General features: G+C 63.2%; 14 protein-coding genes. 13 read left to right on the forward strand and 1 reads right to left on the reverse strand.

Annotation, left to right across the window (positions count from 1 at the left end; translation table 11 throughout):
- The first annotated feature begins 226 nt into the window (after nucleotides 1–226).
- Nucleotides 227–451, forward strand: coding sequence for a hypothetical protein (locus ACIQ67_RS16550; protein ID WP_397535477.1), 225 nt, complete (start codon nucleotides 227–229; stop codon nucleotides 449–451).
- A gap of 345 nt (nucleotides 452–796) precedes the next feature.
- Nucleotides 797–1,402 (forward strand): type II toxin-antitoxin system HipA family toxin, encoded by a 606-nt coding sequence (locus ACIQ67_RS16555; RefSeq protein WP_397535478.1) that lies wholly within the window; start codon nucleotides 797–799, stop codon nucleotides 1,400–1,402.
- Nucleotides 1,403–1,455: 53 nt separating this feature from the next.
- Here ACIQ67_RS16555 and ACIQ67_RS16560 read toward each other — a convergent pair whose 3' ends face one another.
- The gene (locus tag ACIQ67_RS16560; RefSeq protein WP_397535479.1) at nucleotides 1,456–2,292 is read right to left on the reverse strand and encodes a hypothetical protein; all 837 of its coding nucleotides are present in this window, start codon (nucleotides 2,290–2,292) and stop codon (nucleotides 1,456–1,458) included.
- Between the two features lie 275 nt (nucleotides 2,293–2,567).
- On the opposite strand from ACIQ67_RS16560, the gene ACIQ67_RS16565 reads away from it, so the two are divergent.
- From ACIQ67_RS16565 to virB10, 11 genes are all read left to right on the forward strand, one after another.
- On the forward strand, nucleotides 2,568–3,134 hold the full coding sequence (locus ACIQ67_RS16565; RefSeq protein ID WP_397535480.1) for a hypothetical protein: 567 nt from the start codon (nucleotides 2,568–2,570) through the stop codon (nucleotides 3,132–3,134).
- Nucleotides 3,135–3,145: 11 nt separating this feature from the next.
- On the forward strand, nucleotides 3,146–3,616 hold the full coding sequence (locus ACIQ67_RS16570; protein ID WP_397535481.1) for a lytic transglycosylase domain-containing protein: 471 nt from the start codon (nucleotides 3,146–3,148) through the stop codon (nucleotides 3,614–3,616).
- A gap of 132 nt (nucleotides 3,617–3,748) precedes the next feature.
- Nucleotides 3,749–3,991, forward strand: coding sequence for a TrbC/VirB2 family protein (locus ACIQ67_RS16575; protein ID WP_397535482.1), 243 nt, complete (start codon nucleotides 3,749–3,751; stop codon nucleotides 3,989–3,991).
- Between the two features lie 12 nt (nucleotides 3,992–4,003).
- Nucleotides 4,004–4,336, forward strand: coding sequence for a type IV secretion system protein VirB3 (locus tag ACIQ67_RS16580; protein ID WP_397535483.1), 333 nt, complete (start codon nucleotides 4,004–4,006; stop codon nucleotides 4,334–4,336).
- Nucleotides 4,320–6,824 carry a VirB4 family type IV secretion/conjugal transfer ATPase gene (locus tag ACIQ67_RS16585; protein ID WP_397535484.1) on the forward strand — a complete coding sequence of 835 codons (2,505 nt, stop codon included), beginning with the start codon at nucleotides 4,320–4,322 and terminating at the stop codon, nucleotides 6,822–6,824. Before ACIQ67_RS16580 ends, ACIQ67_RS16585 begins: the two co-directional genes overlap by 17 nt.
- Nucleotides 6,821–7,228: a hypothetical protein gene (locus ACIQ67_RS16590; RefSeq protein ID WP_397535485.1), complete on the forward strand. Its 408-nt coding sequence runs from the start codon at nucleotides 6,821–6,823 to the stop codon at nucleotides 7,226–7,228. Before ACIQ67_RS16585 ends, ACIQ67_RS16590 begins: the two co-directional genes overlap by 4 nt.
- A 14-nt stretch (nucleotides 7,229–7,242) precedes the next feature.
- Complete coding sequence (locus ACIQ67_RS16595) at nucleotides 7,243–8,262, forward strand: type IV secretion system protein (protein WP_397535486.1); 1,020 nt, start codon at nucleotides 7,243–7,245, stop codon at nucleotides 8,260–8,262.
- 35 nt (nucleotides 8,263–8,297) lie between these two features.
- The gene (gene virB5 / locus ACIQ67_RS16600) at nucleotides 8,298–8,993 is read left to right on the forward strand and encodes a P-type DNA transfer protein VirB5 (RefSeq protein ID WP_397535487.1); all 696 of its coding nucleotides are present in this window, start codon (nucleotides 8,298–8,300) and stop codon (nucleotides 8,991–8,993) included.
- A 75-nt stretch (nucleotides 8,994–9,068) separates the two neighbouring features.
- Nucleotides 9,069–9,848, forward strand: a complete 780-nt coding sequence (locus ACIQ67_RS16605; RefSeq protein WP_397535488.1) for a virB8 family protein — start codon at nucleotides 9,069–9,071, stop codon at nucleotides 9,846–9,848.
- A complete protein-coding gene (locus ACIQ67_RS16610; protein ID WP_397535489.1) occupies nucleotides 9,845–10,765 on the forward strand; it encodes a TrbG/VirB9 family P-type conjugative transfer protein in 921 nt (306 codons plus the stop codon). Before ACIQ67_RS16605 ends, ACIQ67_RS16610 begins: the two co-directional genes overlap by 4 nt.
- A partial coding sequence (gene virB10, locus ACIQ67_RS16615) for a type IV secretion system protein VirB10 (RefSeq protein ID WP_397535490.1) occupies nucleotides 10,762–12,090 on the forward strand: 1,329 nt, incomplete at its 3' end. The genes ACIQ67_RS16610 and virB10, both read left to right, overlap by 4 nt.

Here is a 12,090-nt window from a genome sequence, read left to right on the forward strand (position 1 = left end):
GAATGTGGTCCGAGAAACTATGTCCAGTTCCTCGTAGGACTACCCACCGGAACGCCGCGCCGAACCTCAAGGGACGCCGGCATCCCCAAATCAACTGCGCATAGTTGCGGCCTGCGCATAGGCAGCGTTATGGAAAGCTCTCCATAACGCTGCAAAGCAGCATTCCCCCGCTTCACCATGCGGCTATGGCTCCATCCTGGCAACGAGCACCCGGTACGATTCCGCCATGCCCCAGATTTCCACCAACGCACGCCTGCAAGAACTCGTCTCAGCATCCGGCCTGTCGACCGCAGTGGCGCTGACCATCTTCAACCGCGGCCTCGGCGCCAAAGCCTGCACATCCAGCGCTTGGTCGGCCTACCTCAGCGAACCTGGCTCGCCCCGCTATCTCGAACTGGATGCCGAACTGCTGAGCCACGCCGAAGCCCAGTTTGCTGCGGCCGTGCGCTGATCAAGCTGCTGGGGCTCATGTTGGCTGCCGGCCAGCCCCCTCCAGGCCTGCGGCTTGGCCATCTCGGCGAGCCACACCAGGGCCGCCGGGGCGCCGCCGTCTGCCCACACACAGCCCGGCACATCGGCATCGTCGCCACCTCCCGCAAGAGCTAGCCAACCCGGCCTGACATTTCATATGGATCGTGTTTTCCGGCGATAAGCCAACATATATGAATGCCAAAGCGCTCTTCAGCCATCGACCAACTCCCTGTTGCTGCCCAAGCCCACCTGCAGCAACTCGGAGAAAACCTCGCCATCGCGCGCAAGCGCCGGCGCGAGTCGATGATGACCTGGGCGGACCGCATTGGCGTGTCAGAGCCCACCCTGGGCCGGATGGACAAAGGGACGCCACGCGGTAGCGATCAAACGTTTCGACCGCATAGGGCAGGCACGCGTCCACGCGCTATCGGCGAACGTTGCGCTCAAGGCTGCGGGGCAGACGCTGGGCTACCCAGAATTGGCGCAACTGCTGCGACGCCGAGGAGCCGTGGACACCCAGGCACGAACAGCGGACATGCACGAAGTCTTCCGCCGCGCTGTGTTCAATGTCTTGATGGATAACACCGACGACCACGAGCGCAATCACGCCCTGTTGGCCGATGACACCGGTGCGCTCCGCCTCTCACCGGCATACGATGCTCTTCCTTCAGGCCAAGCGCTGGGCTACCAGCAGATGCGTCTAGGTGCGCAAGGGCATGACTCAACTATCGCCAATGCCCTGTCACAGGCGAGCCAGTTCGGCCTGGCACCCAATGAAGCCGAAGCGATCATTGAAGAAGTAGCCAGGGTCGTCGACACCTGGAAAGCTCACTTCAAGGCATGTGGCGTGCCCGACAGAGACATCGACTATCTGAGTCAGCAACTGGACCGGCCATTGCTGCAGGGACAGCGCAAAGCGTACTCGCCCTGAAAGCCATGGCGAGGGCTCGATGGCCCCGCTCTGCCCTTGTGCTCTGGATGGCCTCAGCTCAGCAAGGGCAGCCAGGCTTCCACTTGCTTCTTCCACCCGCTCTTGTTCGGGTGGATCTCATTGACCCAGTCCTTGCTGTCGCCCGTCGATCCCGGCACCGCCTTGTCCAGCAGGTCTGACGTCGGCACGACATGCACGCCCGAGCGGCCGTCGGCCCAAGCAGTAATCGTGTGCAGGATGTCCTTGAAGATGCCTGCCGTCAGCTGGTCCCACAGCGCTGGATCGATCCCGTTCTTGGTGTATGCGGTGTAGAGCCAAGGGCCTGCAAGATCGCGAATGGCTGGTGCATCGCGCGCCTGGGGCGTGTCATAAGCGTTGAGATAGATGGGCGTGGCAGCGTTCTTTCCGCTGCTGCGCACCGCCTGGTAGATGGCCGCGAAGTTGACATTGAGGTAGTCAACAAGACGCTGCAATGCGGCCGGGTTCACGCAGTCATAGCCGTTGGCGGGCATGGGCTTTCCCCGCATGTCAAACAACAGGCCCTGGCCGGGCGGCGCGTCGCGGGCTGCGTCAATGAAGTCGTTGCCACCCGCACTGAACAGCAAGGCGTCGTACGTCCCCTGGTTCAGCCACCACACCAGTTCGTCGTTCATCATGTCCACGATCTTGGTGAGCGTGTGCCCGGACGTGGAGATGTTGACGATCAGCCGGCTGCGGCCTCTCCGGTTGAAGCCGCGCACCAGGAACTCAGGCAAGGACCCCTGGTTCCAGGCGCTTGAATCCATCCATGAATCGCCCTCGGCGAGATAGGTGCGCTCGAACGGTCCGAACTTCTCGGCCTCCTCGGGCTTTGTCAGGTAGCGCTTGCCCGTGATCACCACCGATGTCATGGTCACTCCTCTGGGCTGAAGCCCAAGTGCCGAAGTCCTCAGCGTGCCTGCTCGGCCGCAGCAGGCGTATCCGGTACTTCCCTGCGGGCGTCCTCCAGCTTGAGGATGGGCCTGTCACATGACCGCTAGCAGGGAGATCTCGAAAACGATCCGCTGAATCTTTGCCTGAAGTCATCACGCAGGAAGGTCGCTCCGAAAACTAGAGTTTCCACACAGGACGCCGCCATACGACCTGACACGTCGCCCACTTGATTGAATTGACATCAGGACCCGCCATGTCAGCCTGCACCCGTGGAGAACCGCGCTGCTGCCGCTCAGCACAGCGAATCAGCCGGACGGCCTATTCCGCTGCGCTTGCGTTGCCCTTCGCTGCGCTGCTCGCGGCGAGCACGCCGGCCCGCGCCGTGGATGGCTGCCTGGTGATGCTGTGCCTTGCAGCGCCAAGCTGGCGCGCCATCCCACAGTGCGTGCCACCGATCCGCCAGCTGCTGCGTGACCTCGCTCGCGGCAAGTTGTTCCCGACCTGCAACATGGCTGGCGGTGGCAACACCGCCAGCCACGCCTGGGCCGCCGCACCCGATGACTGCCCGCCACAGTACACGCGACTCATCGAGACTGAAAGCAAGCCCATCCACACCTGCGACTACGTCGGCTCAGTCACCGTCTCATTCCATGGCTCCGTGTTTTCGCGGACCTGGTGGATGTTCGATGGCGATACGGTCACCGAGTTCAGCCCAGCGGCCAAAGCCCAGCTCGGCCACTGGGACACGCGCTTCGATGACGAATACATCGCTTGGCGCGCTGCCCTGCCACCACCACCGCCCGTCGAGCCGGGCAACTGAGGCACTGCGCCATGGATGCAGCCACCTTCATCGCACTGGCCATGGCCTGCGCACCGCAAGTCCATGTCGGGACGGCCCACGCGCTGGTCAGCGTAGAAAGCGGATTCAACCCCTGGGCGATCGGCGTGCTCGGCGGTGCGCTGGCAAGGCAACCGCGGCATCGGGCCGAAGCACTCGCCACGGCTCGCGCGCTGCAATCCAGCAATTGGAACTTCAGCGTCGGCTTGGCTCAGATCAACGCCAGCAACTTCGCTCGACTGGGCCTCACCCTGTCAACTGCCATCGAGCCCTGCGAGAACCTTCGAGCCATGCAGGCCGTGCTGATCGAGTGCGCCGAGCGCGCCTCCCCAAACGAGCAACTCCAGGACCAAGTCACCTTGCGTCGCGCCCTGTCCTGCTACTACAGCGGGAATTTCTCGACCGGGTTCAGCCACGGCTATGTGCGTCGTGTGGCCCGCGCCATGCCAGGCGCGCCGCCGTAGACGCCACCGCAAGGCCACTTCAGCGGCCCGGACATATCCAAACAACCACGTTCCCGCAAACAACAGGGAGGTGCTCATATGCGCCCGAATTTCCGCACAAGCCTCGTCTCGCACGCTGGCAAGGCAATCACTGTGACGCTTCTGCTGGCATCCCGCTGGGCAGCGGCCCAGGGCTTCGAGAAGATCAACACCACGGTCACAAACATCAACGCCATCCTGGTGACGATCTCGGTCGCAGTGGTGACCATCGCCATCATCTGGGCCGGCTTCAAGATGATCTTCCAGGGCGCGCGCCTAGCCGATGTGGCCAATGTCCTGATCGGCGGCACCCTGGTCGGCGGAGCTGCTGCCTTTGCGAGCTTCATCGTCGCCTGAGCCGAGCACACCATGCAGCCCGAAGCCATATACAAAGGCGCCACCCGGCCGGCCATGAAGCTGGGCATCCCGCTGGTGCCGCTGGTGCTGCTGTTCGGCAGCGGCATGCTGCTGATCATGTGGGGCGGCATCCTCCTGAGCGGATGGCTCGCAGTGGCAGTTGTGCTGGCCTGGGTGCCAGCACTGCTGTGCATGCGTCTCGTCACTGCACGAGACGACCAACGCTTCCGTCAGATCTTCGTCGCGCTGAAGTTGCGGCTGAACGACCGGAACCGCCGCCTTTGGCAGGCGCGCAGCTATGCGCCAACCCTCTACCGGGGAGCACGAGATGCTTGGCACACCTGATGGCCGCAATGCCAGCGACGCGCTCAACCCCGGTACCCGCCCAAGGCTGCGCCCACGTTACTGGGCCCAAGCCAAAGGCGAGAACCCGCTGGCTCGCTTCATACCGTTCTCGTCGCTCATCAGCCCGCATGACGTGATCACACGCGGCGGCGAATACCTTCGGGTGTGGCGCCTGGAAGGTGTGGCTTTTGAGTGCGCCGACGAACACTTGGTCGCCGAGCGGCATGAGGCTCTGTGCAGTCTGCTGCGCAATCTGGCTGGTGGCCATTGGGCGGTATGGACACACCGGCTGCACCGCATCGTCAGCGACACGCTGAAGCACCCCAGGGCCCATGGATTTGCGCGCGATTTGTCTGTCGCCTACCAAGCCAAGCTCGGCGAGCGTCCAATGATGAGCAATGAGCTCTATCTGACCCTGGTCTATCGGCCAACTGCGTCTCGGATCAGCCGCGCGCTCCAGTCGACACAGCGCTCGCTGGCCACCATGTGCGAGGCGCAGTCAGAAGCGCTGCGCGTCATGGAAGAACGCTCGGCTCTGGTGGAACGGGTGCTGCGCGGATTCGGGCCGCACTTGCTTGGGGTCCGGGATCAGGGGAGACGGACCTACTCCGAAGTGGCCGAGTTCCTGGGTTACCTGGTCAACGGATGCTGGCGAGCTGTACCAATGACAGCAGGCCCGCTCTACCGGACCTTGCCGACGACACGCCTGTCCTTCGGCGGCGACAAGCTCGAGTTGCGCTATGGAGAGCAGCGGCGCTACGCGGCGCTGGTCGACATCAAGGAATACGCCGACGCCGTGGAGCCGGGCATCCTGAACACCCTGCTCTACGAGGCCAGCGAGTTCATCGAGACCCAGAGCTTCTCGATCCTGCCGCGGCGCGAAGCCATGCGCGCACTGGAGCTGCAGCGCGACCAGCTGATCGCCAGCGACGACGTGGTGGCCAGCCAGATCACCGAGATGGATGTAGCACTCAATGAGTTGGGGGACGGGCAGTTCTGCATGGGCGAGTATCACTACAGCCTGGTGGTATTCGGGGAGCAAGGCCAAGACAGCGTGGCTGACGCCGGACGCCGTGCGGCACGAGCGATCGGCGCGGTGGGCGAAGCATCCAGCCTGCAGATGGCGCCGGTCGATCTGGTTGCCGACGCTGCTTGGTTTGCACAGTGGCCCGGCAACTGGCAATGGCGCCCTCGGGACGCCAAGTTGTCTTCTCGCGCCTTCGCCGCGCTGGCCAGCGGCCACAACTTTGCACGCGGCAAACGCGACAACAACCCCTGGGGCGAGGCGCTGGCCCTGCTGCGTACGCCCTCTGGTCAGCCCTTCTACCTGAACCTGCACAGCAGCCCGGAGGGTGAAGACTCCGCCGACAAGAAGCTGCCGGGCAACACCTTGATCATTGGTTCCACGGGCGTCGGCAAGACTACGCTGGAGCTGTTCCTGCTGACGCTGACGCGTAAATGGGATCCGGCGCCTCGTCTGGTGCTGTTCGACCTGGACCGCGGCTGCGAGATCGCAATCCGTGCGCTCGGCGGTCGCTACTTCACGCTGCAAGCGGGCAAGCCCACTGGCTGCAACCCGCTGCAGCGCGAGCCCTCCCCGGCGCGCATTCAGTTCTGGGAGCAGCTGATCCGCACCTGCATAGCGACGCCGGCCATGCCGCTGCTGCCAGCCGAAGAGCGGGCGATCGCCGACGCCGTCCGCGCGGTGGCGATGATGCCGACGGCTCTGCGGCGCTTCTCGACGGTGCGGCAGAACCTGCCGAAGGCGGGAGAGAACAGCCTGTTCGAACGGCTCGGCCGCTGGTGCCAGGGCGGTGCTCTGGGCTGGGTGTTCGACCAGGCGGACGACGAAATGCTCGACCTGGATCATGCCGCGGTCATCGGCTTCGACACGACTGAGTTCCTCGACCTGCCGGAAGTCCGGACACCGGTGATGATGTACCTGCTGCAGGTGATGCAAGAGCTGGTCGATGGAGAGCGGTTGATCTACGTGATCTCTGAATTCTGGAAGGCACTGGACCACGAGATCTTTAGCGACTTCGCCAAGCAAAAGCAGAAGACCATCCGCAAGCAGAACGGGCTTGGAATCTTTGACACGCAGAGCCCGTCCGACGTACTGCGCCACCCCATCGGCCGCACGATGATCGAGCAAAGCGTCACCAAGATCTTCCTGGCAAACCCGGAAGCATTGCGCGAGGAATATGTCGAAGGCTTTGGCCTAAGCCAGGCCGAGTACGAGATCGTGCGCAGCCTCAGTGCCCAGGGGGGACGAAGCTTCCTGGTAAAGCAGGGGCAAGCCAGCGCGATCTGCGAATTGGACCTGACCGGGCTGGAGGACTTCATTTCCGTCCTGTCGGCAACCACCGACAACATCGCCCTGCTGGACGACATCCGCGAACGGCAGGGTGACGATCCGTTTCAGTGGCTTCCCCTGCTGCTACAAGAGGTTCGGGATCGCAGGCTCAGAGCGTCCAGGAGAGCGCCATGAATGCTGTTCTTGGTCTATTCGCACTGGTCTCGACCGCGCTTGCAGCCGCGACTGCTGGAGCCCAATTTGTGAAGGGCAATGAAGCGTTTCAGGTAATGCCGGATGGGAGCAGGGTGGCGGAGACGCAACCTCTTCCTACCGCCTCTCTAGGCGCGCCCTGCCCCGCAGCGAAATCAGGTTGCGCAGGCTGCGGCTGGAAGATGCTCGAAAGCCAATCCGGCCTTGTCGAATGCACCGAAGTCTTTGCAAGGCCCGGGAACTGCCGCGAGTCGACCTACGGCACCGCCAAACGCTCTCGGGTCTGGATCGTGAAGCTCAAGGGTGAGTGGATGCAGTGCGAGCGACCAGACATCACCGGCAAGTGCATTAGCCTCAGAGGCTATCCGATCAGCGCCGTTCAGTAGACAGGAGAAGTCCAATGTTCGCCTGGGTCGGTTCACAGTTCGATGCGGTCCTGAGCACGTATGTACTCGGTGTCGTGAGCGCGCTTATGGCGGGCATCACCCCCATCGCGCTGACTGCAATGACCATGTGGGTCACGTTGTACGGCTGGGCGGTCTTACGCAACGAAGTCTTGGAGACGGTGCCGACCTTTCTCTGGAAGGTTTTCAAGGTCGGGCTGGTCCTTGCGTTCGCACTGCAGTCTGGCTTCTACATCTCAAATGTGTCCGACTCGGCGAACGCGCTGGCAACCGGCGTGGCGACAACGTTCCTGCCCGCCGCAGTGGACCCAATGTCAGTCACCACACCTTATGTCTTGTTGGACAAATTCAACGACGAGGCCAGCAAGCTGGTGCTCGACCTTCTGAAGGACGCAGGACTCACACGGCTTGACCTTCTCTTCGCTGCGGTGGTTTGCTCGATCGGCAACGTGGTCTTTCTATGCATTGCTCTGTTCGTTGTGACCCTCTCAAAGCTGTTCCTGACATTTGTGATTGCCATCGGTCCGCTCTTCATATTGTTTGTAGCATGGCGTCCGACTGCCCGCTTCTTTGATAGCTGGCTCTCACTGGTTCTGAACGCAGTAGTGCTCACCTGGTTCGTGTTCTTCGCGTTAGGCGTCAGTGCATTCATGGGCGACGCGCTCGTTCAGGCTATCCAGGTTAACGGCGGCTTCTCTGGCCCGACATTCAACGTCGTCGGCGAAAGCCTGAAGTACTGCGTCGTGATGATCCTCTTGGCCATCCTCTGCTTCCAAGCGCCCAGCCTCGCCTCGGCACTTACTGGCGGCGCAGCCATCCAGCAAGGGATTCAGGTGATCCAGAACACCATGACGGTCTCGGGACTGCGCTCCAGCTCCCATGCCCGAGGCGGAGGCACTGCATCCAGTGGCGCGGTTCGGGCAGGCGCTGGAATCCCCTATGCGGCGGGCCGCGCCACCGGCGCGCTGCGCACCTCGGCCTACAAGCTCGCCGCGCTACGCGGCCGGGCAGCTTGACAGCCATAGCCATCAACCAACACGGGAGCCCAGCCATGCGCATCCGTCACCAGTTCGCCGTTGCCCTGCTACTTGCGCTCGGCGCTACCCAGGCCCGAGCGCAAGGCATCCCGGTCATCGACGCAGCCAACCTTGTCCAGACCGTCCAGCAGGTCATCAACGACATCACTGCGATCAACAACCAAGTCCAGCAGATCCGCCAGTTGCAAGGGCAGCTCGACAGCATCAACGGCCTCCGCAATCTCGGCAACGTGTTCAACAACCCCTCGCTGAAGAACTATGTGCCAGCCGAGTCTTACACCCTCATCAACGCAGTCAGCAACTCCGGCTACGCAGGTCTGAATGCCACGGCCAAAGCGCTGCGCGATTCCGGCATGGTCTACAACTGCATGGAACTGAGCGGCACTGACCGTACACGGTGCCAGGCCTCACTCGCCCAGCCATACCAGCACAAAGGCTTGCTGCAAGACGCGATGAAGTCAGCCGCTGGCAGGCTGAACCAGATCCAGGCCCTGATGGGGCAGATCGATGCCACCAGCGATCAGAAGGCAGTGCAGGAGATTCAGGCACGCATCGGCGCCGAGAACGCGCTGCTGGCGCACGAGATGTCGCAGCTGCAAATGCTGCAGGGCATGGCCGATAGCGAAGAGCGCATCGCAAGGTCACGTGAGAGAGAGCGCCAGTATCAGATGCTGACCCGAACAGGAAAAGTCGCTGACTACTTGCGCTAGCGACCCACCCAGATCACAGACCCGCTGCGCCGTGTTCCGTCTATAGAACTCGCGCGACAACACCGAGGTAGTCACATGAACGCTGTCCTCATGCCAGGCAGAGCCGCCGCATTGCCGGATCATGCCTCTCGAACTTCGAACGACGAGGATCGCGCAGACGCTGCGGCTGTGATCCGAGCCAACCGCGCCTGGGAAGTCGACCGGGCGCTGATGCTGGAACGCTCGGAGCGCAGGGCCTGGTCGGTGGCCATCGCTGGCCTGGCGCTGGGCCTGATCGGCATCGCGGGGGTGTTCGTCCAAGGCCCGCTGCGCCGTGTGATTGAGGTCCCCATCGTCGTGGATCGCTTGACAGGTGAAACCACCATCCAGCAGCGCCTCAGCACCGAGTCCGTCCCACCGCTGGAGGCACTCGACAAGCACAACCTAGCCAGCTTCGTACGGGCCCGCGAGGGCTACAGCTGGATGTTCCTGCAGCGCGACTTCGAGCAGGTCGCTCGAATGGCGGTGCCAACAGTCTTTGCCGATTACAGCCGGCTGTTCGAGGGCGAAGGAGCGCTGCAAAAGAAGATCGCTGCCACTGAGGATTGGCGCATCGAGATCATCAGCGTGCGGCTAGCCGCGTCCGGCCGAACCGGTAACCGGGGCGAGGCAACCGTCACCTACGACAAGCGGGTGCGTCTGCCAGACCGCAATCTCCCCGAGGTCACGACAAGGCATGTCGCCAGCATTGTTTTCCAGTACCAGCCTCAGGTCTTGGCGAAGGAACGCGATCGGCTGGAGAACCCCTTCGGCTTTGTCGTCACAGCCTATCGATCCGACCCCGAGATCAATACCGCGCCGGGAGCCAAGCCATGAAGGTCGCGAACTGCTTGGCCCTCACGACTGCAGCACTCATCAATAGCGCGACGGCCGCGACGCAGAGGTCAGACCCGCGCCTGCGAGAGCTGGTCTACCAGGCTCATGCGGTGGTGACCGTGCCCGTCAAGCGCGGCGTCGTCAGCTTGGTGGTCTTCGATGCCGACGAATCCATCACCGAGATGGCATCTGGCCTTGGCGGCGACTGCGCAAAGCCCGATGCAACATGGTGCATCACGGCCCAGGCAGGTGGCCGCCACCTCTTCGTCAAGGCGAAGAGCACAGCCAGTGCGGCCAACAACTTGGCGGTGGTGACCGACCGCCGCACGCACAGCCTGCGCTTTATCGTGCTGGCCGACGAAGACCCGAATCCTCCGGTCTACCGTCTGGTCATCAAGGCGCCCCCTCAGCTGGCGCCAGCGCCTTCGCCCTCGCCCGCCCCCAGCTTGCTGGACCTGGCACCCCTGCTCGCCTTGCCTGAACTTGCGCCGCCAGTGCCAGCGCAGCAGGTGGTCGTCGAGCGCTTGCGCGCCAAGCCGCAGCTTGTCAACAGCCGCTACTCGATGGCTGAGGGAAAAGGCTCGCAGGACATCGTGCCAACGCTGGTCTTCGACGACGGTCGCTTCACCTATCTGCGCTTTCCGGGCAACCGGGAGGTGCCGGCCGTCTTCCATGTACTGGGCGATGGTCGCGAGACCCTGGTCAATACCCGCATGGAGGACGACCTGCTCGTGGTCGACCGTGTCAGCCGTCGCCTGATGCTGCGCGCGGGCTCGGCCGTGGTGGAAATCTGGAACGAAGCCTTCGACCTTGACGGCGAGCCGCCGGCAAAGGGCACGACAGTGCCAGGCTTGCAGCGGGTGCTCAAGGCTGGGCAGACAAATGGCAGCGATGTCTCGAAGGAACGCACACCATGAGGCCCGACGACACTCGGCCCGAAGGCGACAAGCTTTCGCCGCTTCCAGGGGAACCTGGCATCCCCAATGTCGCTACTCGCCAGCCCGTCGCGATGTCGCGCAAAGGACTGCTGGCCGTCGCACTGCTGGTGGCTTCGCTGAGCATGGTTGCAGCCTTCAGCGTCCAGCGTGCCGCCACCAATGGCATGCAGAACGACGACTCTAAGCCTCTGCGTGACAAGCCAACGGCGGCGTCAACAGAGCCCCGCAAGCTGGAGATGCCCCAACCGCACAGCGCGCCGCGCATCCCGGCGCTCAAGCCAACGGCTGAAGAACTGGCTGAGCCGATCGGCGTGAGGCGCACCGGCCCAACGACTCAAGCTGATACCAAACAGTCCGCTCCAGAGGATGCTCCGGTGATGCTGCTCACCAGCCGCCCCAATTCGGCCGGGCGCGGCATGCCTGCAGCAGCGCCTCCGAAAGACGCGGCTCTGCCGCACGAAACAGCCAGCTTCACGGATCCGATGGCGGCAACATCCCGAAATCTGCAGGCCTATCAGCGCCAGTTGCAGGGCCTGCTGGACAAGCTGACGCAAGCAGCAGACGCATCAAGCGACCGGGGCACAGCCCCTGCAACTCGGGCAACAAACGGGCACGCTGCGCCGATGGCCGGCGCTGGCCCTGTCAGCACGCCTCCCCCGGCAGGCTCGCTGTTTGGTGGCCAGCTCCAAGGCTCAGCCACCCCCAAGGTGGCAGCGTCGATGCTGGGCAACCGCAGCTTGACGCTGCCCAAGGGCGCGGCCTTCACCTGCGCACTGAAGACCCAGGTGATCAGTGCGATGTCTGGCCTGGTCGGCTGCCAGGTCCAGCGCAATGTCTTCAGCGAAGACGGTCGCGTGCTGCTGATCGAGCGCGGCTCGCACCTAGACGGCGAGTACCGCATCACGTCCGTCCGGCCAGGCTCGGTGCGCATCCCCGTGCTGTGGACTCGAATCCGCACGCCTCTGGGTGTCACGGTCGACATCGAATCGCCCGGCACTGGCCCGCTAGGCGAGTCAGGCATTGATGGCCATATCGACAAGCGCTGGAGAGAGCGTATCGGCGCAGCAATGCTGCTTTCTCTGATCGATGACTCCGTCAAGCTGATCATCCAAAACCAGTCCCGTGACAGCCAGGCCGACACCCTCGTGTTGCCATCGACCACGGCAAACACCAGCAAGCTGGCCGAGAAGGTGCTGGACAGCACGATCAACATCCCGCCGCTGATCTACCAGCACCAAGGCGGCCTCGTCGGCATCTATGTCGCTCGCGACGTGGACTTCTCGTCGGTCTATGAACTGAAGCCC

Origin of the sequence: Roseateles sp., from assembly GCF_044373315.1 — a bacterium.
Taxonomy (GTDB): Bacteria; Pseudomonadota; Gammaproteobacteria; order Burkholderiales; family Burkholderiaceae_C; genus JACDQM01.

Bases quoted from the DNA above. Each gene is read 5' to 3' on its own strand.
- ACIQ67_RS16565 (WP_397535480.1), top strand. From the start codon at position 2,568: ATGTCAGCCTGCACCCGTGGAGAACCGCGCTGCTGCCGCTCAGCACAG.
- ACIQ67_RS16610 (WP_397535489.1), top strand. From the start codon at position 9,845: ATGAAGGTCGCGAACTGCTTGGCCCTCACGACTGCAGCACTCATCAAT.
- ACIQ67_RS16605 (WP_397535488.1), top strand. From the start codon at position 9,069: ATGAACGCTGTCCTCATGCCAGGCAGAGCCGCCGCATTGCCGGATCAT.
- ACIQ67_RS16560 (WP_397535479.1), bottom strand. From the start codon at position 2,292: ATGACATCGGTGGTGATCACGGGCAAGCGCTACCTGACAAAGCCCGAG.
- virB5 (WP_397535487.1), top strand. From the start codon at position 8,298: ATGCGCATCCGTCACCAGTTCGCCGTTGCCCTGCTACTTGCGCTCGGC.
- ACIQ67_RS16550 (WP_397535477.1), top strand. From the start codon at position 227: ATGCCCCAGATTTCCACCAACGCACGCCTGCAAGAACTCGTCTCAGCA.
- ACIQ67_RS16590 (WP_397535485.1), top strand. From the start codon at position 6,821: ATGAATGCTGTTCTTGGTCTATTCGCACTGGTCTCGACCGCGCTTGCA.
- ACIQ67_RS16570 (WP_397535481.1), top strand. From the start codon at position 3,146: ATGGATGCAGCCACCTTCATCGCACTGGCCATGGCCTGCGCACCGCAA.
- ACIQ67_RS16585 (WP_397535484.1), top strand. From the start codon at position 4,320: ATGCTTGGCACACCTGATGGCCGCAATGCCAGCGACGCGCTCAACCCC.
- ACIQ67_RS16580 (WP_397535483.1), top strand. From the start codon at position 4,004: ATGCAGCCCGAAGCCATATACAAAGGCGCCACCCGGCCGGCCATGAAG.
- ACIQ67_RS16595 (WP_397535486.1), top strand. From the start codon at position 7,243: ATGTTCGCCTGGGTCGGTTCACAGTTCGATGCGGTCCTGAGCACGTAT.